The organism is Paraburkholderia sp. MM6662-R1 (genome assembly GCF_050436245.1).
Taxonomy (GTDB): Bacteria; Pseudomonadota; Gammaproteobacteria; order Burkholderiales; family Burkholderiaceae; genus Paraburkholderia; species Paraburkholderia tuberum.
In genome coordinates this window covers 3,374,863-3,399,757 of record NZ_JBNDLV010000001.1, presented here as the reverse complement: position 1 = coordinate 3,399,757, position 24,895 = coordinate 3,374,863, and the positions used below count along the sequence as shown (strand labels likewise).

The 24,895-nt window shown below is 63.9% G+C and carries 24 protein-coding genes and 1 pseudogene; 10 read left to right on the top strand and 15 right to left on the bottom strand.

The genetic code is table 11. The features are described from left to right. Nucleotides 1-21: 21 nt before the first annotated feature. The 3 genes from OKW39_RS16075 to OKW39_RS16065 form a co-directional block, all read right to left on the bottom strand. Complete coding sequence (locus OKW39_RS16075; protein ID WP_429563006.1) at nucleotides 22-1,011, bottom strand: isoaspartyl peptidase/L-asparaginase family protein; 990 nt, start codon at nucleotides 1,009-1,011, stop codon at nucleotides 22-24. Continuing rightward, nucleotides 1,008-2,099 carry a MurR/RpiR family transcriptional regulator gene (locus OKW39_RS16070; RefSeq protein WP_429563005.1) on the bottom strand — a complete coding sequence of 364 codons (1,092 nt, stop codon included), beginning with the start codon at nucleotides 2,097-2,099 and terminating at the stop codon, nucleotides 1,008-1,010. The genes OKW39_RS16075 and OKW39_RS16070 overlap by 4 nt, the downstream gene beginning before the upstream one ends. A gap of 216 nt (nucleotides 2,100-2,315) precedes the next feature. Continuing rightward, nucleotides 2,316-3,584, bottom strand: coding sequence for an MFS transporter (locus OKW39_RS16065; protein ID WP_429563004.1), 1,269 nt, complete (start codon nucleotides 3,582-3,584; stop codon nucleotides 2,316-2,318). Between the two features lie 94 nt (nucleotides 3,585-3,678). On the opposite strand from OKW39_RS16065, the gene OKW39_RS16060 reads away from it, so the two are divergent. Further along, nucleotides 3,679-4,389, top strand: a complete 711-nt coding sequence (locus OKW39_RS16060; RefSeq protein ID WP_429563003.1) for a pseudouridine synthase — start codon at nucleotides 3,679-3,681, stop codon at nucleotides 4,387-4,389. Between the two features lie 167 nt (nucleotides 4,390-4,556). Continuing rightward, the gene (locus OKW39_RS16055) at nucleotides 4,557-4,745 is read left to right on the top strand and encodes a hypothetical protein (protein WP_090801547.1); all 189 of its coding nucleotides are present in this window, start codon (nucleotides 4,557-4,559) and stop codon (nucleotides 4,743-4,745) included. A gap of 112 nt (nucleotides 4,746-4,857) precedes the next feature. Here OKW39_RS16055 and OKW39_RS16050 read toward each other — a convergent pair whose 3' ends face one another. Beyond that, nucleotides 4,858-5,889 (bottom strand): SDR family NAD(P)-dependent oxidoreductase, encoded by a 1,032-nt coding sequence (locus OKW39_RS16050; RefSeq protein ID WP_429563002.1) that lies wholly within the window; start codon nucleotides 5,887-5,889, stop codon nucleotides 4,858-4,860. Between the two features lie 92 nt (nucleotides 5,890-5,981). Here OKW39_RS16050 and OKW39_RS16045 point away from each other — a divergent pair, with 92 nt between their 5' ends. From OKW39_RS16045 to OKW39_RS16030, 4 genes are all read left to right on the top strand, one after another. Beyond that, nucleotides 5,982-7,013 carry a CDP-6-deoxy-delta-3,4-glucoseen reductase gene (locus OKW39_RS16045; protein ID WP_429563001.1) on the top strand — a complete coding sequence of 344 codons (1,032 nt, stop codon included), beginning with the start codon at nucleotides 5,982-5,984 and terminating at the stop codon, nucleotides 7,011-7,013. Between the two features lie 314 nt (nucleotides 7,014-7,327). Next, complete coding sequence (locus OKW39_RS16040) at nucleotides 7,328-8,512, top strand: acetylornithine transaminase (protein WP_429563000.1); 1,185 nt, start codon at nucleotides 7,328-7,330, stop codon at nucleotides 8,510-8,512. A gap of 19 nt (nucleotides 8,513-8,531) precedes the next feature. Beyond that, on the top strand, nucleotides 8,532-9,005 hold the full coding sequence (locus OKW39_RS16035; protein ID WP_090801553.1) for a GNAT family acetyltransferase: 474 nt from the start codon (nucleotides 8,532-8,534) through the stop codon (nucleotides 9,003-9,005). Nucleotides 9,006-9,267: 262 nt separating this feature from the next. Continuing rightward, nucleotides 9,268-9,561, top strand: coding sequence for a GYD domain-containing protein (locus tag OKW39_RS16030; RefSeq protein ID WP_018421572.1), 294 nt, complete (start codon nucleotides 9,268-9,270; stop codon nucleotides 9,559-9,561). A 119-nt stretch (nucleotides 9,562-9,680) separates the two neighbouring features. Here OKW39_RS16030 and OKW39_RS16025 read toward each other — a convergent pair whose 3' ends face one another. From OKW39_RS16025 to OKW39_RS15995, 7 genes are all read right to left on the bottom strand, one after another. Next, nucleotides 9,681-10,385 carry an ABC transporter ATP-binding protein gene (locus OKW39_RS16025; protein ID WP_090805434.1) on the bottom strand — a complete coding sequence of 235 codons (705 nt, stop codon included), beginning with the start codon at nucleotides 10,383-10,385 and terminating at the stop codon, nucleotides 9,681-9,683. A 17-nt stretch (nucleotides 10,386-10,402) separates the two neighbouring features. Continuing rightward, complete coding sequence (locus tag OKW39_RS16020) at nucleotides 10,403-11,194, bottom strand: ABC transporter ATP-binding protein (protein ID WP_090801554.1); 792 nt, start codon at nucleotides 11,192-11,194, stop codon at nucleotides 10,403-10,405. 20 nt (nucleotides 11,195-11,214) lie between these two features. Further along, a complete protein-coding gene (locus tag OKW39_RS16015; protein WP_429335209.1) occupies nucleotides 11,215-12,384 on the bottom strand; it encodes an ABC transporter permease subunit in 1,170 nt (389 codons plus the stop codon). 26 nt (nucleotides 12,385-12,410) lie between these two features. Then, entirely contained in the window at nucleotides 12,411-13,361 is a 951-nt protein-coding gene (locus tag OKW39_RS16010) for a branched-chain amino acid ABC transporter permease (protein ID WP_090801557.1), read from the bottom strand. 228 nt (nucleotides 13,362-13,589) lie between these two features. Further along, the gene (locus tag OKW39_RS16005) at nucleotides 13,590-14,792 is read right to left on the bottom strand and encodes a branched-chain amino acid ABC transporter substrate-binding protein (RefSeq protein WP_429363799.1); all 1,203 of its coding nucleotides are present in this window, start codon (nucleotides 14,790-14,792) and stop codon (nucleotides 13,590-13,592) included. 544 nt (nucleotides 14,793-15,336) lie between these two features. Beyond that, nucleotides 15,337-16,296: a 4-hydroxy-3-methylbut-2-enyl diphosphate reductase gene (gene ispH / locus OKW39_RS16000; protein WP_018421578.1), complete on the bottom strand. Its 960-nt coding sequence runs from the start codon at nucleotides 16,294-16,296 to the stop codon at nucleotides 15,337-15,339. Between the two features lie 2 nt (nucleotides 16,297-16,298). Then, nucleotides 16,299-16,754 (bottom strand): FKBP-type peptidyl-prolyl cis-trans isomerase, encoded by a 456-nt coding sequence (locus OKW39_RS15995; protein WP_090801560.1) that lies wholly within the window; start codon nucleotides 16,752-16,754, stop codon nucleotides 16,299-16,301. Nucleotides 16,755-16,960: 206 nt separating this feature from the next. Here OKW39_RS15995 and radC point away from each other — a divergent pair, with 206 nt between their 5' ends. The 4 genes from radC to nadB all read left to right on the top strand — a co-directional run bounded on the left by radC (nucleotide 16,961) and on the right by nadB (nucleotide 20,322). Next, nucleotides 16,961-17,875: a RadC family protein gene (gene radC, locus OKW39_RS15990; RefSeq protein WP_429562999.1), complete on the top strand. Its 915-nt coding sequence runs from the start codon at nucleotides 16,961-16,963 to the stop codon at nucleotides 17,873-17,875. Nucleotides 17,876-18,085: 210 nt separating this feature from the next. Continuing rightward, nucleotides 18,086-18,319: a 50S ribosomal protein L28 gene (rpmB, locus tag OKW39_RS15985; RefSeq protein ID WP_007180631.1), complete on the top strand. Its 234-nt coding sequence runs from the start codon at nucleotides 18,086-18,088 to the stop codon at nucleotides 18,317-18,319. A 10-nt stretch (nucleotides 18,320-18,329) separates the two neighbouring features. Then, nucleotides 18,330-18,497: a 50S ribosomal protein L33 gene (rpmG, locus tag OKW39_RS15980; RefSeq protein WP_008919555.1), complete on the top strand. Its 168-nt coding sequence runs from the start codon at nucleotides 18,330-18,332 to the stop codon at nucleotides 18,495-18,497. Between the two features lie 226 nt (nucleotides 18,498-18,723). Further along, a complete protein-coding gene (gene nadB / locus OKW39_RS15975; RefSeq protein ID WP_090801563.1) occupies nucleotides 18,724-20,322 on the top strand; it encodes an L-aspartate oxidase in 1,599 nt (532 codons plus the stop codon). Between the two features lie 124 nt (nucleotides 20,323-20,446). On the opposite strand, the gene nadC is transcribed toward nadB, so the two are convergent. The 4 genes and pseudogenes from nadC to OKW39_RS15955 all read right to left on the bottom strand — a co-directional run. Further along, complete coding sequence (gene nadC, locus OKW39_RS15970) at nucleotides 20,447-21,370, bottom strand: carboxylating nicotinate-nucleotide diphosphorylase (RefSeq protein WP_429363127.1); 924 nt, start codon at nucleotides 21,368-21,370, stop codon at nucleotides 20,447-20,449. Next, a complete protein-coding gene (gene nadA / locus OKW39_RS15965; RefSeq protein WP_429563496.1) occupies nucleotides 21,370-22,509 on the bottom strand; it encodes a quinolinate synthase NadA in 1,140 nt (379 codons plus the stop codon). Before nadA ends, nadC begins: the two co-directional genes overlap by 1 nt. 130 nt (nucleotides 22,510-22,639) lie before the next feature. Next, the gene (locus tag OKW39_RS15960) at nucleotides 22,640-23,836 is read right to left on the bottom strand and encodes a DesA family fatty acid desaturase (RefSeq protein WP_090801568.1); all 1,197 of its coding nucleotides are present in this window, start codon (nucleotides 23,834-23,836) and stop codon (nucleotides 22,640-22,642) included. 289 nt (nucleotides 23,837-24,125) lie between these two features. After that, nucleotides 24,126-24,865: pseudogene (locus OKW39_RS15955) on the bottom strand (hypothetical protein); the annotation flags it as partial. Nucleotides 24,866-24,895: the final 30 nt, after the last annotated feature.

Genomic DNA, 24,895 nt, shown 5'->3' with positions numbered 1-24,895 from the left:
TGTGGCGACACGCGCCAGCGGCTAGCGATAGATCGCCGTCACCGGCGCTTCGCCGAGCCGCGCGAAACCGCGGTACATACCCTCGGTATTGAACGGCAGCGTGACATTGCCCCGCGCGTCGACGGCGACGAGGCCGCCGCGTCCGTCGATCTTCGGCAAGCGGTTCATCACGACGTCGTGCGCGGCTTCTTCGAGCGAGACCTGGCGATAGGCCATCTGCGCGGCGACGTCGTAGGCGGCGACCATGCGCATGAACATTTCGCCCGCGCCGGTGGTCGATACCGCGCAGGTCGCGTCGTCCGCGTAGCAGCCCGCGCCGATCAGCGGCGTATCGCCGACGCGGCCCACCTGCTTGTTGGTCACGCCGCCCGTCGAGGTCGCCGCGGCGAGATGCCCGTGGCGGTCGAGCGCGACTGCGCCGACGGTGCCGAACTTGCGATTCGGATCGATCGGCTCGTGCGGCGTCGGGTCGTCGCTGCTCGAAGCCGTGGACGCGAGCGTCGCGGCGTCGTGATCGAGCATCGGACGCTGCTGCTCACGCGCCAGTTGCCATTGGCGATAGCGCGCGTCGGTATCGAAGTAGCTGTTGTCGACGAACTCGAGCCCCTGCGCGGCCGCGAACGCTTCCGCGCCGTCACCGGTGAACAGCACGTGGTCGCTGCGCTCGAGCACGCGGCGCGCGGCGAGAATCGGATTGCGCACGCGCTTCACGCAACAGATCGCGCCCGCGTCGAGCGTGCGGCCGTCCATGATCGCGGCGTCGAGCTCGTGCGTGCCGGCCGCCGTGTAGACCGCGCCGTGCCCCGCATTGAAGAGCGCGCAGTCTTCGAGCAGCCGCACCGCTTCGCTGACCGCGTCGAGCGCGCTGCCGCCGTCGGCGAGCACGCGCTGGCCAGCGCTCAGCACCGCGTTGAGCGCCGCATGATATCCGGTTTCGGCGCTGGCCGACATCGACGTGCGCAGGATCGTCCCGGCCCCGCCGTGAATGGCAATGACTGCGTTGGAGTTCATCGTTTGGATCGTGGAGTGCGGGTGGTTCGGGGAGTGCGGGGTGCTGTGATGGCTTTTGCTTCGGCATCCCTGGCTTTCGTGCTTCCGGCTTGGGTGCTGTCGGCCTTTGCGCCGTCGCTGTGTTTTAGCCTTGCAGCCTTCGCGCGCGCGGCTTTGCTCAGGGCGCGCGCCGGCTCCTGCGCGGCGCCGGCCGCGCCCGACTGCGGATCGAACAGCCACGGCAGCACGAACTCGCTGACCTCGGCGGCCGCCTTGACCGAGCGTTGCGCGCGATACGCCACCGCGTCGCACAACGCCTCGATGACCGCGAGCACGGCCGAATCGGCATTCGACGCGAGACGCCGGTCGGTGCGGACATACAGCGCCAGGTCCGCGAACCGCACGAGCGGCGAGCGCGGACCGTCGGTGAGCGCGAGCACGCGCGCGCCGCGTTCGGAGGCGCGGCGCGCGAGCTCGATCGTGTCATCGACATAGCGCGGAAACGCGATGCCGATCACGAGATCGCCCGGGCCCGAACCCACGAGGTGCCGCGCCGCATGCGACGGCCCGCCGCTCAGCGCCAGCGAATGCACGTTGTCGTGATACGGCAGCAGTCCGTGCTCCATCAGGCTCGCGAGAAACGCGCTGGCGCCGAAGCCGATCACGAATACGCGACGCGCGGCGATGATCGCGTCGACGGCGGCGTCGGCGGTCGCGCGATCGATCGACGTACGCGTTGCGTGCAGATTGTTGGCGGCCTGCTCGAGCGACGCGTCGATCAGATCGTCACCGGCCGCGAGCGTTTCCTGCGCGCTGCGCAGCCGCTCGACCGGCGCGAGCGTCGCCTCGAAGCCACGCACGAGCGCCTCGCGAAACTGCGGATAACCGTCGAAGCCGAGCGCGCGCGCAAAGCGATTCGCGCTCGCGACCGACGCGCCGACCACGCTCGCGAGCTCGTCGATACGCATCGTCGCCGCGCGGAACAGATGGGCCAGCACGTACTCGCCCATGCGCTGGTGGATTGGCGTGAGCGTCGGCATCGCGGCGGTGATGCGCGCGGCAATGGCCTGCTCGGCGGAGTTCGACACGGCGGACGGGTGATGGATCATGCGAGCGGAAAGGCGCGGTTGTTCTATGTGAACAGGATGAAATTATATTTACATGAAACACGCGTCGAAAAAAATTCATTTTCATTATTTCGAGGGTTTTCACCGACCGAAGGTCTTCAGACAATCGAGTTCAGCATCGACGCCATGCCGCACCCCGATGAAAATCCATTTTCATCGGGGCGATGGGTGGCTTCACCGCGTGCCGCGCTCCGCCGCTCAGCACGCCGCCGCGCTCTGTTCGGGAATGCCCAGCAGCCGCGCCGCCGGCGACATCACGATGATCAGCGCCTGCACGACGAACGCGAGCGACGCCGCGACCAGACACACGTCGATGCTCCAGCGCGCGCTGAGCGCGGCGCCGAGCAGCGCGCCCACCGGCCGCGCGCCGTAGGTGGCGGTGCTGATCAGCGCGGACACGCGGCCGATCATCCGTTCGGGCGTGATCGCCTGACGCAGCGTGGTCGAGCCGACGACCCACAGGATTGGTCCCGCGCCGAGCAGGAAGAAGCTCGCGAGCGCGAGCCAGAACGATGGGACGATCAGCGTCGCCACCATCACGAGCGACGCGAGCAGCCCGCACGACGGTCCGACGATCAGCAGACGGCCGAATGCGAGACGCCGCGCGACCGCGGGCGCGGCGAGCGCGCCGCAGACCATGCCGACCCCGTACGCGCCGAGCGTCACGCCGACCGCAGAGGCATTGAGCCCCAGCCGATGCACCGCGTAAGGCACATAGATCGCCTGCAGGATGAAGAAGCCGAGATTGAAGAACACGGCGGTCAGCAGCATCGGCAGCAGCAACGGATCGCGCAGCACGAAGCGCGTGCCGTCGCGCAGCTCCAGCATGAAGTGCCGCCGCGGCGCGGCCGCGCGCGGCGGCTCGCGCAATCCCGCGAGCAACGCGACCGCGAACGCCGACAACATCGCCGCGCCGCCATACGCCCAGCCCGCGCCGATCCAGCCGACCAGCACGCCGCCCAGCGCCGGCCCCGCCGAATACGCGACGCTGCGTGCGAGTTCGAGCCGGCCGTTCGCGCTCGCATAGGCGTCGCGCGGCACGATCGACGGCACCAGCGACGGCGCCGCAACGTTGTAGGCGACCGTACCCGTCGCGGCGACGAAGCCGAGCGCGGCGAGCAGCGGCAGGTTCAGCGCATGCGTGAGCACCAGCAGCAGCACGCACAGCATCGCGCAGACCCGCACGCTCTCGGCGAGCGTCATCAGCACGCGGCGCGAGCGGCGGTCGGCCCAGACGCCGAGCGGCATCGACAGCAACAGGAACGGCAGCGTCTGCGCGGTTTGCAGCAGACCAGTATCGCGCGCGTCGGCGCCGAGCGCGAACACCGCGACGAGCGGCGCGGCGGCGAGGCTGATCTGCTCCGCCGATTGCGCGCACAGGTTCGACCAGGCGAGGCGCTGGAATGCGCGGGGCAGACGTTGCGCATTGGACGGCGAAGACGACGAAGAGGAAGACGTGGCGGACATCGATGCACTCCCGAGGTTTGACGTGAGGCATTCATCGTCGGCGCTCAGGGCCCGCGGGGCGCTCCGGTTCTTGCGGTGTTATTCTTCGCTCGCCATGAATCTCGAAAGCATCCTCTTCACTCAAGGTTTCGGTTCGCGCCGCCAATGCCGTGCGCTGATCGGCGACGGCCGCGTCAGCGTCGACGGTGCGATTTGCACCGATGCCGACGCCGATTTCGCTGTTGATGGCGGCGCGTTGCGCTTTAGCGTCGACGGCGTCGAATGGCCGTATCGCGAGCACGCGTATCTGCTGCTGAACAAGCCCATCGGCTACGAATGCTCGCGCGATCCGCAGCATCATCTGAGCGTGTTCAGCCTGCTGCCGCCGCAGTTCGCCGAGCGCGGCGTGCAGTGCGTCGGCCGTCTCGATCAGGACACCACGGGCCTCCTGCTGCTCTCCGACGACGGCAAGTTCGTGCATCAGTTCACGTCGCCGAAACGCAAGGTGCCGAAGCTCTACGTCGCGACCACGCGCCATCCGCTCGACGACGCGCAGCTCGCCGCGCTGCGCGACGGCGTGCTGCTGCACGGCGAAACGAAACCCAGCGCCGCGCTCGACGCCCAGGCGCGCGACACTCACACGCTCGCGCTCACCGTGCTCGAAGGCAAATACCACCAGGTCAAGCGGATGATCGCGGCCTCGGGCAACCGCTGCGAGGCGCTGCATCGCGAACGGATCGGTGCGCTCGCGCTTCCCGCGGCGCTCGCGCCCGGCGCATGGCAATGGCTCGACGCAGCGGGTCTTGCCGCGCTGCGGGCCGGGTAAACGACTAGCCGCAATGAGGGCCCGCCTAAGCCCTTGATGCGCCGGAGAAAGCCCGCGCGCATTGCGGTGCACCGAACATAGGCCGTTGCGTTGCAGCATGCCGTTGCTTACATATCGCCCTATACTCGTCTAAACAAACGACTACAAAGGTTTCAAGGAGGGGCGCCATGCAAATCGACGGCACGATGGCGTTTTCGCACGCGATGATCTCGTTTATCTGCCTTGCGCTGCTGCTGGTCGGCGGATTGCTGGTCATCATGCGGCTGCGCCATAAGTACCATCCGAATCTGATCGGCGCATTGATCGGCGGCATGCTGTGCTTCCTGTTGCTGGAAGTGCTGCCTGCGCTGACCTGATGCCGGTTGGACCGCGCAGCTCGTGTTGCGCGGCGCATTGATGCGGTGCGGCGGATACGCTTTGCGGGGCAACTCCGCCCTCGCGAGGCGACATTTTGTTTCTGCTGCCGCCCTAGCCGCGTTTCCCGTTCGCCTCGCGCAAAAAATCCTCGACGCTCGGATAGCGCAGACGTACCCGCAATTCCTCCTTCAGACGCCGGTTCACGAGCCGGCGCGACTCGCGCATGAACGACAGCAGCAGCGGATCGATCTGCTGCTCCGCCTGCTCTCTCGTGATGCGCGGCGGGCGCGCGAGCCCGAACGCATCGGCGACCGCGTCGAAATACTCCCCCATTTTCAGCGACGAATCGTCGGACGCGTGCAGTGCGCGCGCGGGCCGGCCATGCGTGGCGAGACGCACGAGGATCGCGGCGAGGTCGTCGGCGTGGATGTGATTCGTGTAGACGTCGTCGGCATCGACGAGCGCCGGCGTGCCTCTTTCGAGCCGCGCGAGCGGCAGACGGTTGCGCGCATAGATGCCCGGGATCCGCGCGATGCTCGTGGCGACGCTGCCGCGCGCCGTCGCGCGCCGCAACTGCCGCTCGGCCGACACGCGACGTTTGGCGCGCGCATTCGCGGGCCGCGGCGCGCGCGTTTCATCGATCCACGCGCCGCCGCAATCGCCGTAGACCCCCGTCGTGCTCGCGTAAACGATGCGCATCGGTACGCGCGAAGCGCCGGTCCGGCGCACCCCGTCGGGTACAATATCGGGTGTTTCAGCGTCCAGACCTGAAGCGCGCGCACGGCGCAACCGCGCGATCGGCGCGACGGACGACCTCGCCGCGCAAGCGTTCATGCGGCCCGCGGCACCTAACGTCGCAAGCAGCGCGCGAGTGCGTCGATCGTCGTCGCCGGACTTCTGCGGCGGCGCGAGATGCAGCACCGTCGGCGCGAGGCGCGCGAGCCGTTTGAGGCTGCCGCGCGCGTCGAGATCGCCGACGAGCGGCATCACGCCCGCGGCGCGCAACTCATCGCAGCGCGCGGCATGGCTCGTCAACGCGAAGATACGCGCGCGCGGCCGCAACAGGGGCACGCAGCGCATGCCGACGTCGCCGCATCCTACGATCAGCACGCGCGGCCGGCGGAAGTTTCGTGTCGCTTTCATGGTGGGCGCATTGTAGCGGTCACACGCAACAGGTACCGCAGTTGATCCGGCGGGTCCCATTACGATTCCGAATTTTCGATTCCGAACACTTTATGGCATTTAACGTCACGCTCCGGCAAACCGGCCGGCAGTTTCAGGTAGAACAGGACGAACCGGTGCTCTCCGCAGCGCTGCGTCAAGGCGTCGGCCTGCCGTACGGCTGCAAGAACGGCGCGTGCGGTTCGTGCAAAGGCACGGTCGTGAGCGGCGAGGTCGAACAGCGCGCGCACTCGTCGTCGGCGCTGTCGAACGACGAAAAGACGCGCGGCATGGCGCTTCTGTGCTGCGCGAGCGCGTGCTCCGATCTCGAAGTCGACATCCGCGAAGTGGCCGGCGTCGGCGATGTGCAGGTCAAGAAGCTGCCGTGCCGCGTGAACGCGATCGAGCGCAAGGCCGACGACGTGATCGTCGTGAAGCTGCAACTGCCCGCCAACGAACGTCTGCAATATCTGGCCGGCCAGTACCTCGAATTCATCCTGAAGGACGGCAAGCGCCGCAGCTATTCGATGGCGAGCGCGCCGCACGTCGAAGGCCCGGTCGAGCTGCACATCCGCCACATGCCCGGCGGTGCGTTCACCGACCATGTGTTCAACACGATGAAGGAGCGCGACATCCTGCGCTTCGAAGCGCCGCTCGGGACGTTCTTCCTGCGCGAAGACTCGGACAAGCCGATTGTGCTGCTCGCGTCGGGCACCGGCTTCGCGCCGCTGAAGGCGATCGTCGAGCATGCGGTGTTCAAGAACATGACGCGCCCCATGACGCTCTACTGGGGCGCGCGCCGCAAGAAAGACCTGTATCTGCTCGAACTCGCCGAGCAATGGGCGCGCGAGATTCCGAACTTCAAGTTCGTGCCGGTGCTCTCCGAACCCGATGCGGGCGACGCATGGACGGGCCGCACGGGCTTCGTGCATCGGGCGGTGATCGAGGATCTGCCCGATCTGTCGGCCTACCAGGTATATGCATGCGGCGCGCCGGTGATGGTCGAATCGGCGCTGCGCGACTTCACGCAGCATCACCAGTTGCCGGAAGACGAGTTCTACGCGGACTCGTTCACCAGCGCGGCCGATCTCGCGAACGCGGTCTGATTGCACGGCGGCAAATTCCCCCCCGATGCAGCGCCAGTGCAAATTCATGGTTTACACCAGCGCTTTTCTTATCGTATTCTTTCGCGCATGAACCGCATCCAGTCCGAATTCCGACGTCGCCGCTCGCCGCTCCCTTAGGGACGCCGCTGGCTTCGTCACGGACTCGCGCCACACAAAACCTGGGCGCAAGCTGTTCGAATCATGAAAGCCACGGCATGCCGTGGCTTTTCTGTTTTTCCGGCCGCCGTTTTTATTGGCCGAACCGTCACCGTTTCTTCACCCCGCTCTTACCCTTTTGCCTGGAGCCTGCCGTCATGAATTTCAATGAGTATCCAATCGATTCGCTGATGTACATCACGAACCGACCTGAAATCGTTTTCACGCACGGCAAAGGCTCGTGGCTTTACGACAACAACGGCAAGCGCTACCTGGATTTCATTCAGGGCTGGGCGGTCAATTGCCTCGGCCACTGCAACGACGGCATGATCGAAGCGCTGAACCAGCAGGCCAAGTTGCTGATCAACCCGTCGCCGGCGTTCTACAACGAGCCGATGGCGAAGCTCGCGGGCCTGCTCACGCAGCACAGCTGCTTCGACAAGGTGTTCTTCGCGAATAGCGGCGCCGAGGCGAACGAAGGCGCGATCAAGCTCGCGCGCAAGTGGGGCAGGAAGTTCAAGGACGGCGCGTTCGAGATCATCACGTTCGACCACAGCTTCCACGGCCGCACGCTCGCGACGATGTCGGCCAGCGGCAAGCCGGGCTGGGACACGATCTACGCGCCGCAGGTACCGGGCTTCCCGAAGGCGGACCTGAACGACATCGCGTCGGTGGAAAAGCTGATCAACGCGAAGACCGTCGCGGTGATGCTCGAGCCGATCCAGGGCGAAGGCGGCGTGATCCCCGCAACCCGCGAGTTCATGCAGCAACTGCGCGAGCTGACGAAACAACACAACATCTTGCTGATCGTCGACGAAGTGCAAAGCGGCTGTGGTCGCGCCGGCACGCTGTTCGCGTATCAGCTGTCGGGCATCGAGCCGGACATCATGACGCTCGGCAAAGGCATCGGCGGCGGCGTGCCGCTCGCGGCGCTGCTGTCGAAGGCGGAAATCGCCGTGTTCGAAGCTGGCGATCAGGGCGGCACCTACAACGGCAATCCGCTGATGACCGCGGTCGGCTACTCGGTGATCTCGCAGCTGACGGCGCCGGGCTTCCTCGAAGGCGTGCGCTCGCGCGGCGAATATCTGCGCACGAAGCTGCTCGAGCTGTCCGAGGAGCGCGGCTTCAAGGGCGAGCGCGGCGAGGGTCTGCTGCGCGCGCTGCTGCTCCGCAAGGACATCGGCTACCAGATTGTCGAGAAGGCGCGCGACATGCAACCCGACGGCGTGCTGCTGAACGCCGCGCGTCCGAACCTGCTGCGCTTCATGCCGGCGCTTAACGTGACGACCGGAGAAATCGACCAGATGCTGGCGATGCTGCGCTCGGTTCTCGACTCGCTGTAATCAACCACGGAGCGCACCAATGACGACGAACACGACGCTGTCGATCCGCCGCTTCGACGCGACCGATACCGAAGCCGTGATTGCGCTATGGCAGGACGTGTTTCCCGAGTATCGCGACGTGACGCGACCGCAGCGCAACCCGCGTCTGTCGATCGCCAATAAGCTCGCGACGCAACCGGAGCTGTTCTTCGTCGCGGTGCTCGATGGACGCATCGTCGGCACCGTAATGGGCGGCTATGATGGACACCGCGGCTGGTTGTATTCGCTCGCGGTCGACGCATCGCTGCGACGTCATGGCATCGGCACGCGGCTCGTCGCGCACGTCGAGAGCGAGTTGACGAAGCTTGGTTGTCCGAAGCTGAACCTGCAGGTACTGTCGTCGGCAACGGCTGAAATACGGGCGTTCTACGATGCGCTCGGGTATCGCACCGATGCGGTGATCAGCCTCGGCAAGCGGCTCGGCCAATACGCCGACGCGGCCCCGGCCAGTTGATTCGCGTCGTACGCCTGATTAAAGAAAGCCGCATGCGTTGCTTGACGCATGCGGCTTTTTCAATGGTTCTCCCGCAAGCAGCGCACATATCGGCGGATTCGGACAAATAGCAGATGGCGAGCAGTTGGATTGCCTAAAATCGTTTACGCACGAGACGACGCCGGCGCTGGAAAGACAGGTTTGCGACGAATCGCGACCCTTCCCCCCGGGGGCGGCTCATGCGTCTGAGTCCCAACGCGTTGGAATCCTAAGGGGAATCTTCATGGCGACTTATGTGGTGCTCCTGCAATTTACGGATCAGGGTATCCGCACGATCAAGAACAGTGCAGAGCGAGCCGGGCAGGCGGCGGAAATGGCGAAATCTTTTGGCTGCGAAATGAAGCAGATCTACTGGACGTTAGGGGCATACGACGTTGTCTCGGTCGTCGAAGCGGCAGACGAGCAGAGCTTCCTCGCCTTCGGCTTCGCACTCGGCTCGGCCGGCAATGTCCGCTCGCAAACGCTGCGTGCGTTCACAAAAGACGAAATCAGTTCGGTTATCGGGCGACTCCCTTAATTCACGTCCCAACCAGAAAAATAAAACGCGCCCCGCGACATTGCATCGCGGGGCGCGTTGCAAGCCGGACGTATGCGCAAAGGGCAGACGTCCAACTATTCACCCACTCATTCACCCACTCATTCACCCAGATAGGCGGCCCGAACCTTCGGATCGTCGAGCATCTGCTTCGCGTCGCCCGACATCGTGATCAAACCGGAGTCCATCACGTAGCCGCGATTCGCCGCCTGCAGCGCGAGCCGCGCGTTCTGCTCGACGAGCAGCACGGTCATGCCTTCAGAGGAAATCAGGCGCACCACTTCGAAGATCTTCTCGACCATGATCGGCGACAGACCCATCGACGGTTCGTCGAGCAGCAGCAGTTTGGGCCGCGAGATGATCGCGCGTGCCATCGCGAGCATCTGCTGCTCGCCGCCCGACAGCGTGCCCGCGTATTGCGATGCACGCTCCTTCAGACGCGGAAAGAAGCCGAACATGCGCTCGACGTCCGACTTGATGCCATCGTCATCGTTGCGCAGATACGCACCCATCTGCATGTTCTCGACGATCGACATGCGCGCGAAAATGCCGCGCCCTTCCGGCACCATCGCGAGACCGCGCTTCAGAAGCTCATGCGCGGGGAGGCCCTTGATCGACTGACCCATGTACTCGATGTCGCCGGCCGCATACGGCTTCAGGCCGGTGATCGCCTTCATCGTCGTGGTTTTGCCCGCGCCGTTCGCGCCGATCAGCGTGACGAGTTCGCCCTGCCCGACCTCGAGGTCGACACCCTTGACCGCCTGGATGCCACCGTAGTTGACCTGCAGGCCCTTGATTTTCAACATTGCTTGCGTCGTGGACATCAGTGGACCCCCGCACCCAGATAAGCTTCGATCACCTTCGCATCCTTCTGCACGTCCTGCGGCAGACCTTGCGCAATCACCTTGCCGTAGTCGAGCACCGTCATCTGATTGCACAGACCCATCACGAGCTTCACGTCGTGTTCGATCAGCAGAATCGTCTTGCCGTCCGCACGGATCTTGTCGAGCAGCCTGGTCAGCTCGACCTTCTCGGTGGCGTTCATGCCGGCCGCCGGTTCGTCGAGCGCGAGCAGCTTCGGATCGGTCGCCAGCGCACGCGCGATTTCGAGCCGCCGCTGGTGGCCATATGACAGGTTGCGCGACGTATAGTCCGCGTACTGCGTAATGCCGACGTAGTCGAGCAGTTCGAGCGCGCGCTCCTTGATCTCGCGCTCTTCCTGGCGTTCGGCCGGCGTCTGGAACACCGCGCCGAGCAGACCGTGCTTGGTGCGCACGTGACGGCCGACCATCACGTTTTCGAGCGCGGTCATGCCGCCGAACAGACGGATGTTCTGGAACGTGCGCGCAATGCCCGCCTTCGCGACCTGATAGACCGCGGTCGGCGTGTAGCTCTCGCCGTCGAGCTTGAACTCGCCTGAATCCGGCGTGTACAGACCCGTGATCACATTGAAGAAGGTGGTCTTGCCGGCGCCGTTCGGGCCGATCAGGCCGTAGATCTCGCCCGCGCGGATCTGCAGGCCGACCTCGGAAAGCGCTTGCAGCCCGCCGAAGCGCTTGTTGACGCCCTTCACCGACAGCCGGATCGCTGCGTTGTTGCTTACGTTATCGCTCATGTCTTTTTCTCCACCGGACCTTATGCGCGCACCGGCTTCTTGCCGCCACGCTTCGCCAGCTTCGCAATCCTGTCTTCGTGCTTCGGCGCGGGCCACAGGCCTTCCGAGCGGTACAGCATGATCACAACCATCGCGAGGCCGTACAGCAACTGACGGATCACTTCGGTATCGACGATTTCATGGCCGAAGATCATGTTCTGCAGCGGACCCATCGTCGAGCGCAGGAACTCGGGGAACACCGCGAGCAGCACCGCGCCGAGGATCACGCCCGGAATGTGGCCCATGCCGCCGAGCACCACGCAGGCGAGCACCACGACCGATTCCCAGAACGTGAACGATTCCGGCGACACGAAACCCTGGAACGAGCCGAACATGGCGCCCGACAGGCCGCCGAACGACGCGCCCATCGCGAACGCGAGCAGCTTCACGTTACGGGTATTGATGCCCATCGCCTTGGCGGCGATTTCGTCTTCGCGGATCGCGGCCCACGCGCGGCCGATCCGCGAATGCTGCAGACGCGTACAGGTCCAGATCACGAACAGCGCGCACAGCACGAACAGGTAGTAGTACAGGTACACCGACGGAAACTGCATGCCCAACAGCGAGTGTGTCTGCGCGAGGCTGAAGCCGCCGACGGACACCGGATCGATCCCGGTGATCCCCTTCGGGCCGTTGGTGATGTTCACCGGACGGTCGAGGTTGTTCATGAAGATCCGCACGATTTCCCCGAAGCCGAGGGTCACGATCGCGAGGTAGTCGCCACGCAGACGCAGTGTCGGCGCACCGAGCAGAATCCCGAACATCGCGGCGAGCGCCATCGCGATCGGCGCGATGATCCAGATCGGCACGTGGATGCCGTTCGGCGCGAGATGCGCGATCCACTCGAATTGCGTCGCGAGGTGCGGCGAGCTCAGCAGCGCGGCCGTGTAGGCGCCGATCGCGTAGAACGCGATGTAGCCCAGGTCCAGCAGGCCGGCAAAGCCGACCACCACGTTCAGGCCCAGCGCGAGCATCACGTACAGCATCGCGAAGTCGAGCACGCGGACCCAGTAGTTGCCGCCCGCGGCACCGATGACCATCGGCGCCGCGATCACGAAGAACGCCGTGAGAATACCGATAGTCAGCGTCTTCGTGCGGTTCTTTTCGGGGATGAGCGTCGTGGACGGCTCGATCGGTTGAATTGAGGTCATGATTGTTGACTCCTTGTGGCCCGGGATCAGGCGCGATCCGCGACACGTTCGCCGAGCAGACCCGACGGACGGAACACCAGCACGACGATCAGCACGATGAACGCGAACACGTCCTGGTAGTTACTGCCGAACACGCCGCCCGTGAGGTCGCCGATATAGCCGGCACCCAACTGCTCGATCAGGCCGAGGAGCACGCCGCCGACCATCGCGCCGCCGAGATTGCCGATACCGCCGAGCACCGCCGCGGTAAAGGCCTTCAGGCCAGGGATGAAGCCCATGTAGAAGTGCGCGTTGCCGTATTCGGACGCGATCATCACGCCGGCGAGCGCAGCCAGCGCCGAGCCGATCATGAAGGTCGCCGAAATCACGAAGTTCGGGTTCACACCCATCAGACTCGCGACGTTCGGGTTCTCGGCGATCGCGCGCATGGCGCGGCCGAGCCTGGTCTTGTGCACGAGCAGTAGGAGGCCGCCCATCACGAGGAACGCCGTTACGATGATCACGATTTCAGTCATCGAGATCACGGCGCCGGGCGTCGTGTCGGTGGCCTTGATCACGTTGAGCGGGTCGGTGGGCAACAACTGCGGGAACGGCAGCGGATTGCGCGACCAGATCATCATCGCGAGCGTCTGCAGCAGAATCGATACACCGATCGCGGTGATCAGCGGCGCGAGACGCGGCGCACGCCGCAACGGCCGGTAGGCGACCCGCTCGATCGTGTAGCCGACCACCGCGCAGACCGCCGCCGCGATGATCAACGCGATCACGAGCGTCAGCACATTGCCGAGGCCGGGGAAGTGGTTCTGCAGCACTCCTATGGCGGAGAGCGCAACCATCGCGCCCACCATCAACACGTCGCCGTGGGCGAAGTTGATGATGCCCAGAATGCCGTAAACCATCGTATAGCCCAGTGCGATGATGGCATAGACACTGCCAAGTACCAGTCCATTGATGATCTGCTGGATGAAGATATCCATTTAATGCTCCTTAGCCCGTGCGACTGGATTCGCGTTTTTCATCTGCCGGTGGGCGGTGATGCGCTACGAATCTCAACGGCACTGCGGGTACTGATGTAAAAGACCGGTAAGGGTTATCCGTTGCCGGCTGGCCCTGACGACCGTGATGCGGTCGCGAGCTCACCTTGGGCGGATGCAAAAACGGCACCGTTGGATGGTGTCGGTGCCGTCAGGCCGAACTTCCCGTCATCACATCTTTACGACGTCGAGCACTGCTTTCTTGCCGTCCTTGAAGTCGTAAAGCGTAATGGCGCCCTCTTTCAAATCACCCTTGTCGTCGAACGCGATGTGGCCGATTACCCCGTTGTAATCGGTCGAAGGCATCGCAGCCAGCACCTTGGGCGCCTCGATAGAATTAGCGCGCTTCATTGCATCGACGATCACGTACACCGCGTCATACGTGAACGGCGCGTAAATCTGCACCGGCGTGTGGAAGCGGTCCTCGTACTTCTTTTCGAAGTCCGCTCCATGGGTCATTTTCGAAAGCGCGAGTCCTGCTTCCGAACAGACCAGGTTTTGCACGGCGGTACCCGCCAGTTCACCTACCTTGTCGGTACACACACCGTCGCCGCCAAGGATTTTTGCCCTGATACCGAGCGCCGCCGCCTGCTTCGTAAACGGCCCGCCCGTCGCGTCCATGCCGCCGAACATGATGGCGTCCGGCTGAACACTCTTGATCTTCGTGAGAATGGCCCGGAAATCCGTGGCCTTGTCGCTCGTCGCCTCCCGCGCGACGATCTTCGCGCCGCTCGCCTCGGCGGTCTTCGTGAACTCGTCCGCGAGACCTTTGCCGTAGGCGGTCGCGTCGTCCACGACCGCGATGCGTTTGGCGCCCAGCGCCTTCGTCGCGTAATTGGCGAGCGCCGGACCCTGCTGCGCGTCGGTCGCGACCACCCGATAGGTCGTCTTGAACCCTTGCTGCGTATAGGCCGGATTCGTCGACGACGGCGAGATCTCGACGATGCTCGCGTCGCTATAGATCTTCGACGCCGGAATCGAGACCCCGGAGTTCAGGTGTCCGATCACCGCGACCACGTGATCGTCGACCAGCTTCTGCGCGACGGCGGTGCCGGTTTTCGGGTCCGCCGCATCGTCCTGCGCGTCGAGTTGCAGCTGGATCTTGCGACCGTCGATCGTCAGACCCTGCGCATTGATTTCTTCGACCGCGAGGCGCGCCCCATTTTCGTTGTCCTTGCCCAGGTGCGCGATGCCGCCCGTCAACGGAGCCGCATGACCGATCTTCACGATAGTCGCTTCGCTCGTGGCGGCAACCGCCGCGGCCGAGGCCACCGATGCGCCCGTTCCCGCTTCGCCATCCTGTTTCTTGCCGCACGCGGTCAGCATCGCAACCGTGGCCGCGATGGACACGGCGTAAGCAAATTTGACTCGCATCAAGTAAGGTCTCCTGCGCCTTGCAAAATCCACTGTCCAGGACCTCAAGGCCTTGAGAACGCGCGCATTGTAACTCCAATTATGCGGGTGGCAATATTGTTGAACCGGTGGGGTTTTCCTGCATTGCAACCTGATTTTGAGAGGGAAATCCGTTAAAAGGCGCAACCTGGTTGCGATCCGTTTTCGTGCACCAGTTGCACCGGCGCCGAACCCGCTGGCATCAAGTGTTGCGGGCGATCTGCGCGAATCCCGGATAGGCCGGGGCTTTGCGTCGGGCATGACCATTTAGCGCGCGCCCGGTGAATTGCACCAATTCAGTGCTTGATCAATCCGTCTTAAGGCTTTTGCGAGCTTAAAACGGGGACGCATCGCGCCAAAATCGATAAAAGCCACGATCACAATTCAAAATAATTTGTGCGCGAGACCACCGAAAGCTGACCGGTCATTCGATGTGGCACTTAATTTAATCAGAGGTTCGTCGGGCACGGGCATAAAAAAAGCGCGCCCACGGGCGCGCTTTCCTTTCAGTGTAGCTAACGGATTGTCAGGCTGGCAGACCGAGCCCGCGTGGCAGCGGAAACGCGATGTTTTCCTCGATGCCCTCGAGCGCGCGCACGTTGCGCACACCCAGTTCGCGCAAACGCGCGATCACCGCCTGCGCCAACACCTCCGGCGCCGACGCACCGGCGGTCACGCCAATGCGGCGCTTGCCCTCGACCCAAACCGGATCGATCTGATCGGGCGAATCGACCATATAGGCTGGCACGCCGAGCTTCTCGGCGAGCTCGCGCAAGCGGTTCGAATTCGAGCTGTTCGGACTGCCGACGACGATCACGACGTCGCACTGCGGCGCCATGAACTTCACTGCGTCCTGGCGATTCTGCGTGGCGTAGCAGATGTCCTGCTTCTTCGGCTCACGGATGGACGGGTACCTGGCCTTCAGCGCGCCGATGATTTCGGCGGCGTCGTCGACCGACAGCGTGGTTTGCGTGACGAAGGCGATCCGCTCCGGATCGGCGAGCTGCAACGCCTGCACATCCTCGATGTCCTCGACCAGATGCATGCCCTCGGCCGCCTGGCCCATCGTGCCTTCGACTTCCGGGTGGCCCTTGTGGCCGATCATCACGATGTCGAAACCGTCCTGGCGCATCTTCGCGACTTCGATATGCACCTTGGTCACGAGCGGACATGTGGCGTCGTACACCCGCAGCCCGCGCGACTCCGCCTCCGAGCGCACGGCCTTCGACACGCCATGCGCGCTGAAGATCACCGTGTTGCCCGCCGGCACTTCGTCCAGGTTCTCGATGAAGATCGCTCCCTTCTTGCGCAGGTCTTCGACCACATAGGCGTTATGGACGATTTCGTGACGCACGTAGATCGGCGAGCCATACAGCTTGATGGCCCGCTCGACGATCTCGATCGCCCGGTCGACGCCGGCGCAGAACCCGCGTGGCTGGGCCAGCAGGATCTCCGCTTCGGCAAGAGTCGTATCCGTGATGCTCATGTTTACAGAATCCCGATAATTTTCACTTCAAACGCCAGCGCCTGGCCGGCAAGCGGGTGATTGAAATCGAATAGGGCCGACGTTTCGCCAACTTCCTTCAGTACGCCGGCATAGCGCCCGCCGCCCGGCGCGTTGAATTCGACCAGGTCACCCGGGGAAAAATCCTCGCCGATCATGCTGTTCTCCCGCAGCGTGGCGAGGGACACGCGCTGGATCAGATCCGGATTGCGTGGGCCGAACGCCTGGCCCGGCGCTAGCTGAAAGGTCGAATGGCGGCCCACCTTCAAACCCAGCAAAATATCTTCCAGCGGCGGCGCCAGTTGACCGGCGCCGAGCAGCAGCGTGGCAGGCTTGTCGTTGAACGTGTTGATCACTTCGGCGCCATCGGCAAGGGAAAGCCGGTAATGCAGCGTGACGTGTGAACCGGGTTTCACCTCGGAAATATCGATGATGCTCATGCAATGCTCGCTCAGTCGAAGCGCTGCACGCGTGCGCCGCGGGGCAGTCGACGCGTGTGGCAAACCGTCGGCGTGCCGTGCGCAAAGTGTCTATTGTAAGCCACCTAGCGGGCGCCGGCTTGAGTCCGTCGCGCGCGAGGGCGGCACGGCCCGGCGGCGCATTGCGCCGCGTGCGCCGTCAACCTTACGCGGAGGACTCTATATATATGGCTGATTTCGCCAGCACAATCGACGAAACACCTGCGCCAACGCTGCGACGACCGAAGGCGCCGGCACGCGCCGGAGGCGGCGTGAAAGCCCCCGCGAATCGGTCGGCCGAGGCCCCGTCAGAAGCCGCCGACTCCACCGCCCGCTGCCGGCGGCAACTGTTTCGGGGTAAATGGCTCCGGCGCGACATGCCGCGCGAGCGACTGATCGAGCAGGGCCCCGACGTGCTGTCGGACACCGAAATGATCGCGCTCGTGCTCGGCTCCGGCCTGCCCGGTCACGACGTGTTCAGCGTCGCGCGGGCGCTGCTGGATCGCTTCGGCTCCCTGCGCGCGATGCTAGACGCGACTTATGCGGACTTCGACGGGATTCGCGGCATCGGCCCCGCGAAAAAAGCGCAATTACTCGCGATCATGGAAATGGCGCGTCGCTCGCTGGTCGACAAAATGCGCAAGCGCCCGCTAATGAATTCGCCCGAAGCGGTCGAAAGTTATCTGCGCCTTCTGATCGGCGGACAGCCGCAGGAGGTGTTCGTGTCGCTGTTTCTCGACGCCCGGCATCGGCTGATCCGCTGCGAGGAAAGCGCGCGCGGCTCGCTCACGCGCATGGCCGTGTATCCGCGCGAGATCGTGCGGCGGGCGCTCGCCGCGAACGCGGCCAGCCTGATCGTCGCGCATAATCATCCGTCCGGCGCCGTCGAGCCGAGTGCCAGCGACTGCCGCCTCACGCAGACGCTGCGCGACGCGCTCGCGCTCGTCGATGTGCAGTTGATCGATCATCTGGTGATCGGCGCGGACACCGTATATTCGTTCGCCCGCTCCGGCTGGCCGGGGCTCGCGCGCAAGCCCGCTCGAGCGCGGGAAGCGGAATGGCCGCCGTACGGCGCAGCGTCCCGCATCGCAAATAAGGTTTGATTTTGCGGCTTTTTTTCTGCTAGAATTCCGGTTTGCCTATTTCCAACCCCCTGTTCCGAAGCCATCAAGGCGTTCCGCAAAGGTCAGGCAGCTGTGGTAGCGAAGTGTCTCGATGCAAATTCGGCGCAACTTCGCATACTTTCAGCGCGGCTCTTTTCGGGAAACTTTCACGGCGTTCGAACTCAGAATTAGCGTATTAGGAGTGCTCTCATGGCACGCGTATGCCAAGTAACTGGGAAAGCGCCGATGAGCGGCAACAACGTTTCCCACGCGAACAACAAGACCAAGCGCCGGTTCCTGCCGAACCTGCAAAACCGCCGTATCTGGGTGGAAAGCGAAAACCGTTGGGTGCGTCTGCGCGTTTCGAACGCCGGCCTGCGCCTGATCGACAAGAACGGTATCGACGCTGTGCTCGCAGATTTGCGCGCACGCGGTGAAGCCTAAGGAGTAAATCATGGCGAAAGGCGCACGCGACAAGATCAAGCTGGAATCGACCGCAGGCACGGGTCACTTCTACACGACCACGAAGAACAAACGCAACATGCCGGAAAAGATGCTGATCAAGAAATTTGATCCGGTCATCCGCAAGCACGTTGACTACAAGGAAACCAAGATCAAGTAATCTTGGCTCTCCAGCCTGACGAAGGCAAAAACATGAAAAGCCTCGCATTCGTGCGAGGCTTTTTTGTTTTTGCGCGGACCTCGCGATAGCTCCGCAAGGCGCGCGCGAATCGCCCTATTCCGTTTGGCCAGCTTTCGCCAGGGCGATGCGGCGCGTATCCTTTGTCGTTTTCGCGGCGTGCGGTTCGCGCGCCGTCATCGCAAAACGAAAGACGGAGATGTGGGCAATGGAATTCGATGTGGCGATTGTCGGTAGCGGTCTGGCTGGTTTGAGCGTCGCGCTCAATCTCGCGCAGACACGGCGCGTTGCTGTGATCGCCAAGCGATCGCTGACCGAAGGCGCGAGCGACTGGGCGCAAGGCGGCATCGCCGCGGTGCTCGATTCGGCGGACAGCGTCGAGAATCACGTGCGCGATACGCTGACCGCAGGCGGCGGCCTGTGCGACGAGGCGGCGACACGCTTTATCGTCGAGCATGGGCGCGCCGCGATCGAATGGCTGATCGGACAGGGCGTGCCGTTCACGAAAGACGAGGCCGCCGAACTGGGCTTTCATTTGACGCGCGAAGGCGGCCATAGCCATCGCCGGATCATTCACGCGGCCGACGCGACCGGCCATGCGGTCGTCGCCACGCTCAGCGAGCAGGTGCGCCAGCATCCGAACATCACGCTGTTCGAAGACCATCACGCAATCGACCTGATCACGTCCGAACGCCTCGGCCTGCCCGGCCGCCGCTGCCATGGTCTGTATGCGCTCGATCTGCAAAGCGGCCGCACCGTTACGATCGAAGCGCCGCATACGGTGCTCGCGACCGGCGGCGCCGGCAAGGTCTACCTGTACACGACCAACCCCGACACCGCGACCGGCGACGGCATCGCGATGGCATGGCGCGCCGGCTGCCGCGTGTCGAACATGGAATTCATCCAGTTCCACCCGACGTGCCTGTTTCACCCGTACGCGAAGTCGTTCCTGATTTCGGAAGCAGTGCGCGGCGAAGGCGGCATTCTGAAACTGCCGGATGGCACGCGCTTCATGCCCAATCACGACGAGCGCGCGGAGCTTGCGCCGCGCGACATCGTCGCGCGGGCGATCGACTTCGAGATCAAGAAACGCGGCATTGATTGCGTGTACCTCGACATCAGCCACCAGCCGGCCGCGTTCCTGCACGAGCATTTCCCGACGATCCTGGCGCGCTGCCTCGAGTTCGGCATCGACATCACGAAGGAGCCGATTCCAGTGGTACCGGCCGCGCATTACACGTGCGGCGGCGTCGTCACCGATCTGGCGGGCCGCACCGATCTCGCGGGTCTCTACGCAGTCGGCGAAACGTCCTGCACCGGCCTGCACGGCGCGAACCGACTTGCCAGCAATTCGCTGCTCGAATGCCTCGTGACCGGCCGCTCCGCCGCCAAGGCGATCGAAGCAGAAGGCTTCGCTGCCGCCGTTCACGCGCCGCTGCCGGCCTGGGACGAAAGCCGCGTGTCCGATCCGGACGAGGAGGTCGTGGTCGCGCACAACTGGGACGAACTGCGCCGGCTGATGTGGAACTACGTCGGTATCGTGCGCACCGACAAGCGACTCGAGCGCGCGAAGCATCGGCTCGCGTTGCTGCGCGACGAGATCCACGAGTACTACGCGAACTTCAAGGTGAGCCGCGATCTGCTGGAACTGCGCAATCTGGTCGATGTGGCGTCGCTGATCGTGGACAGCGCGCGCTCGCGGCGCGAAAGCCGCGGCCTGCATTTCAGCCGCGACTGGCCGTCCACATTACCCAAGGCGCTACCGACGGTGCTCACGCCGGAGTATGTACGCAGGCCGAATACCTGACAGCCTTGGGCCGAAATACACGCTGAAACGACGCCACAAACGACAAGGCCATTGCCGGTAAGCTCTGGCAATGGCCTTGTTAAGTCGTCACGAGCGTCGACTGTCGCGCTAGAACGCGCGGCGCTCAAACGATCCGCATCGAGTAGTCGGTCGCGCGCACGTCTTTGGTCAGTGCGCCAATCGACACGCGATCCACGCCAGTCTCCGCGATCGTGCCCACGGTCTCGAAATTCACGCCGCCGGACACTTCGAGCACCGCGCGCCCGGCCGTGATGCGAACCGCGTCGCGCATCATGTCGAACGAGAAGTTGTCGAGCAGGATCGACTGCGCGCCATGCGCGAGCGCAGTTTCCAGTTGTTCAAGCGTTTCGACTTCGATCTGGATCGGCACGCCCGCATTCAACGCGAGCGCCGCGTCCATCGCCGCGCCCAAGCCGCCGGCCGCGGCGATATGGTTTTCCTTGATCAGAATGCCGTCGTACAGCGCGAGCCGCTGGTTCGCACCGCCGCCGATGCGCACCGCGTACTTCTGCGCGAGCCGCAAGCCCGGGAGCGTCTTGCGCGTATCGAGAACGCGCGCGTGCGTGTGAGCAATCGCGTCGACATAGCGGCGCGTCGCGCTCGCCACGCCCGACAGCAGCTGCAGGAAATTCACCGCGTTGCGCTCGGCGGTCAGCAGCGCTCGCACCGGCCCGCGAAGATCGCAGACCGTCGTATCGGCGCTCATGCGGTCGCCCTCGCGGTAACGCCATTGAACTACGATGCGAGGATCGACCGCGCGCATCACCGCGTCGAACCACGGCACGCCGCACAGTACCGCTTCCTCGCGCACGATGATGCGCGCGTCGCGAACGTCATCGGCAGGCACGAGGCGGCCGGTCTGATCGCCGGTGCCGATATCTTCGGCGAGTGCATCGGCGACATTGCGTGCGAGCGCCGCGTCGAACGCCACGCCATATTGCGCGTGAATCGCCGCGAAAAGCGGCGACACTGCGTCGGCCCCTTCGCGCGCCACTACCTGCTCAGGCGCCTTCTCCACCACCTTCATTACGCTGCCCCCACATTCGAATACAGTTGCGCGTCGCGCGCGAGATCGCCGCTCGCCTGCACGCGCTTCTTGTGACGCGCCGCGAAATCGAGCATGCGATCGATCGGCAGACGCGCACGCTCGCCGATCCCACGCTCGACGAAGATTTCGTTGTGGCCGCGCTCGAGCACATCGGCCAGATTGGCGAGTCCGTTCATCGCCATCCACGGGCAATGCGCGCAGCTCTTGCAGGTCGCGCTGTTGCCGGCCGTCGGCGCGGCAATCAGCGTCTTGCCGGGCGCGGCGAGTTGCATCTTGTGCAGGATGCCGAGGTCGGTCGCGACGATGAAGTGCGTCGCGTCGAGCTTCTGCGCGGCGTCGATCAACTGCGTGGTCGAGCCGACCACGTCCGCCTGGGCGATCACGTTGGCCGGCGACTCCGGATGCACGAGCACCTTCGCGTGCGGATAATCGGCGCGCAGCAGATCGAGTTCGATGCCCTTGAATTCGTCGTGCACGAGGCACGAGCCCTGCCACATCAGCATGTCCGCGCCGGTCTTGCCCTGGATGTAGCTGCCGAGATGACGGTCCGGCGCCCAGATGATCTTCTCGCCGCGCGCATGCAGATCGGCGACGATCTCCAACCCGATCGACGACGTCACCATCCAGTCCGCGCGCGCCTTCACGGCCGCGCTCGTGTTCGCGTACACGACCACCGTGCGGTCCGGGTGTGCGTCGCAGAACGCCGAGAACTCGTCGACCGGACAACCGAGGTCGAGCGAACAGGTCGCATCCAGATCCGGCATCAGAATGCGCTTGTCTGGACTGAGGATTTTTGCGGTCTCGCCCATGAAGCGCACGCCCGCGACCACCAGCGTCTGCGCCTCGTGATCGCGGCCGAAGCGCGCCATTTCCAGCGAATCGGCCACGCAACCGCCGGTTTCGTCGGCGAGTTCCTGCAATTCGGCGTCGACATAATAGTGCGCGACCAGCACCGCTTTCTCGCGCTTGAGTAATTCGCGAATGCGCGCCTTCAACGCCCGCTTTTCTTCCGCCGACGGCGTCTCGGGCACCTTCGCCCACGCCTGCCCGATCCCGCAGGTCGTGCCCTGCGCCTGTGGCCGATCGTATTCGACGGTCTTGATCGCCTGCTGCTCCATCATGTCCTCTGCCCTCACCTGGCCGCCGCGGCTTGCCGCTCGCGCTACACATGCGATGCTTTTCCACGGCCCAAAAACGCAAAACCCCGCCAACGCGGGGTTTTGTGACGTTCTGAAATTTTAATGGATTTCAGGCATAGCGACGCAGTCGCATCGCGAAGTCTTGCAGCGCCTTGATACCGCTCTGCTCTGCGCGATGGCACCAGTCCTGCAATTGCACCAGCAATTGCTCGCGCGACGCGTTGGAGCGCTCCCACATCGCCGCCAGTTCGTTGCGCATGTCGATGTAGGTCTTCAGCTTCTGGCTGTTCGCGAAAATCTGCGGCAGCTGGAGCTTCTGCGGCTCGTTCAGGCCCGCCTCTTCCTTGTGGAACCAACTGCGCGCACCACGCATCACCTGATACTTTTCGCGCGCGCCGACTTCCTTCAGATGCGCGAGCTCCTGGCGGTATGCGCGCTTGATCGCTTTCGCGTAACGCGCCATCACTTCGTAGCGGTTCGCGAGCACGGCCTGCAGCGTGTCCTGATCGAGCACGAGCTTGCCGGTGGTCAGGCGCGGCGTCGGTGCGACCTTCTTCACTTTGGCCAGACGAAACGCCTGCATGATGCGGATGTACATCCAGCCAATGTCGAACTCGTACCACTTGTTCGACAGCTTCGCCGACGTCGCATACGTGTGGTGATTGTTATGCAGCTCTTCGCCACCGATGATGATGCCCCACGGGAAAATGTTGGTGCTCGCATCCGACGAATTGAAGTTGCGATAGCCCCAGAAGTGCGCGAGGCCATTGACCACGCCCGCGGCCCAGAAAGGGATCCACACCATCTGCACGGCCCAGATGGTCAGGCCGACGACGCCGAACAGCGCGACGTTGATCACCATCATGAGGCTTACGCCAAGAATCGGGTATTTCGTGTAGACGTTGCGCTCCATCCAGTCGTTCGGCGTGCCGTGACTGAACTTGCGCATCGTTTCTTCGTTTTTCGCTTCGGTGCGATAGAGCTCGGCGCCTTCGAGCAGCACCTTCCAGATGCCGCGCGTCTGCGGGCTGTGCGGATCCTCTTCGGTCTCGCATTTCGCGTGGTGCTTGCGGTGAATCGCGGCCCACTGGCCGGTCAGCATGCCGGTGGTCATCCACAACCAGAAGCGGAAAAAATGACTGGCGATCGGGTGCAGATCCAGCGCGCGATGCGCCTGGCAGCGATGCAGATAGACGGTCACGCCGATAATCGTGATGTGCGTCACGATCAGCGTGTACACGACGAGTTGCCACCACGAGAAACGCAGCAGCCCGTGGGCAAGGAAATCGAGCAAAGAATTCAACAAGGTAAGTTACCTGCAGAACGAGAGATACGAAGCACACGCGGCGCGCGTGTCATGAAAGTGAAAGCATACAGCGGGATAGGACGATATTCTACTTGAAGGGTTCCAAGTGTTTGTAACAAATAGGGATTTTTTGTGCGCTATCAAGTCGATAGCGATTGCCTGGGCACTGGCACATGCCTTGGCGCGGCGCGAAACGGGGCTTAACGGCCGTCGTTGGCGGCACGGTCGGCGGGCCTGAGCGCCGGATCGGGGTGGTGTCGGAAACCGGATCGGTCATCGCCACCGGGTGCGGCATTGCGCCGCTTGCCTGACCGACGATGCGCACCTCGCGTTGCGGGAGCGCAATAGTGATGCCGTGCTCGGAAAAGAGACGCCAGATATTGCAGTTGACGGTCGAGAGCACGCCACGCGTGCCGCTCGCCGCGTCTTCGATCCGGAAACCCAACTCGAGATTGATGCCGTCCCGGCCAAAGCCGACCAGAAATGGCGCCGGCGCCGGTTCGCGTAGCACCCGCGGCACGTCGGCGGCGGCCTGGGCGAGCAGCGTCATATGCGCATTACCGACGCCAAAGCTCACGCTGTCCATCCACGCGATCACGGCGTTCTGAATGCCCAACAGCCTGAGTACCATGCCGATCCATACGACTACCGACACGATCTTCTCGACGAGAAACAGCCACCGATGCTCGCCACCTTCGCGGTTGAACACCCGCCGAAGAAGAACACGATGTAGATCAGCCCGATGCCGGCGAGCGGCACCAGCGCCAGATCGAGCAGCGTGGTGTCCATGAACTGGCCGGCGATCGCCCGCGCGAGCCACACCGGTGCCGCTCCGATCAGCGGAAAAGCCGCCCGGTCGAGGCTTTCCATGCCGAATCTCAGGCTCTCGTCGCGCGTCGATTGCGGCCGCTTGATGCGGCGGCGCAGCGTCCGCGCGAGCAGCCACGCGACGAGCAGCGCCGCAAGCAGGATCGCGACCTGCCACAGCATCACGCGCTGACCGAAGTCGCGCGCGATGTCGCTGAACATGTGGGTAAAGTCGTATGCATGGATGTCGCC

Coding starts and splice junctions, on each gene's coding strand:
- nadC (WP_429363127.1), bottom strand. CDS start 21,370: ATGAAGGTGGTGGAGAAGGCGCCTGAGCAGGTAGTGGCGCGCGAAGGG.
- OKW39_RS15995 (WP_090801560.1), bottom strand. CDS start 16,754: ATGAGCATCATCGATATTTCCGAGGTGAAACCCGGTTCACACGTCACG.
- OKW39_RS16045 (WP_429563001.1), top strand. CDS start 5,982: ATGGCATTTAACGTCACGCTCCGGCAAACCGGCCGGCAGTTTCAGGTA.
- nadA (WP_429563496.1), bottom strand. CDS start 22,509: ATGGAGCAGCAGGCGATCAAGACCGTCGAATACGATCGGCCACAGGCG.
- OKW39_RS16005 (WP_429363799.1), bottom strand. CDS start 14,792: ATGCGAGTCAAATTTGCTTACGCCGTGTCCATCGCGGCCACGGTTGCG.
- rpmB (WP_007180631.1), top strand. CDS start 18,086: ATGGCACGCGTATGCCAAGTAACTGGGAAAGCGCCGATGAGCGGCAAC.
- OKW39_RS16075 (WP_429563006.1), bottom strand. CDS start 1,011: ATGAACTCCAACGCAGTCATTGCCATTCACGGCGGGGCCGGGACGATC.
- OKW39_RS16025 (WP_090805434.1), bottom strand. CDS start 10,385: ATGTTGAAAATCAAGGGCCTGCAGGTCAACTACGGTGGCATCCAGGCG.
- OKW39_RS16020 (WP_090801554.1), bottom strand. CDS start 11,194: ATGAGCGATAACGTAAGCAACAACGCAGCGATCCGGCTGTCGGTGAAG.
- OKW39_RS16040 (WP_429563000.1), top strand. CDS start 7,328: ATGAATTTCAATGAGTATCCAATCGATTCGCTGATGTACATCACGAAC.
- OKW39_RS16010 (WP_090801557.1), bottom strand. CDS start 13,361: ATGGATATCTTCATCCAGCAGATCATCAATGGACTGGTACTTGGCAGT.
- ispH (WP_018421578.1), bottom strand. CDS start 16,296: ATGAGCATCACGGATACGACTCTTGCCGAAGCGGAGATCCTGCTGGCC.
- OKW39_RS16015 (WP_429335209.1), bottom strand. CDS start 12,384: ATGACCTCAATTCAACCGATCGAGCCGTCCACGACGCTCATCCCCGAA.
- OKW39_RS16055 (WP_090801547.1), top strand. CDS start 4,557: ATGCAAATCGACGGCACGATGGCGTTTTCGCACGCGATGATCTCGTTT.
- radC (WP_429562999.1), top strand. CDS start 16,961: ATGGCTGATTTCGCCAGCACAATCGACGAAACACCTGCGCCAACGCTG.
- OKW39_RS16050 (WP_429563002.1), bottom strand. CDS start 5,889: ATGAAAGCGACACGAAACTTCCGCCGGCCGCGCGTGCTGATCGTAGGA.
- nadB (WP_090801563.1), top strand. CDS start 18,724: ATGGAATTCGATGTGGCGATTGTCGGTAGCGGTCTGGCTGGTTTGAGC.
- OKW39_RS16035 (WP_090801553.1), top strand. CDS start 8,532: ATGACGACGAACACGACGCTGTCGATCCGCCGCTTCGACGCGACCGAT.
- OKW39_RS16070 (WP_429563005.1), bottom strand. CDS start 2,099: ATGATCCATCACCCGTCCGCCGTGTCGAACTCCGCCGAGCAGGCCATT.
- OKW39_RS16060 (WP_429563003.1), top strand. CDS start 3,679: ATGAATCTCGAAAGCATCCTCTTCACTCAAGGTTTCGGTTCGCGCCGC.
- OKW39_RS16030 (WP_018421572.1), top strand. CDS start 9,268: ATGGCGACTTATGTGGTGCTCCTGCAATTTACGGATCAGGGTATCCGC.
- rpmG (WP_008919555.1), top strand. CDS start 18,330: ATGGCGAAAGGCGCACGCGACAAGATCAAGCTGGAATCGACCGCAGGC.
- OKW39_RS16065 (WP_429563004.1), bottom strand. CDS start 3,584: ATGTCCGCCACGTCTTCCTCTTCGTCGTCTTCGCCGTCCAATGCGCAA.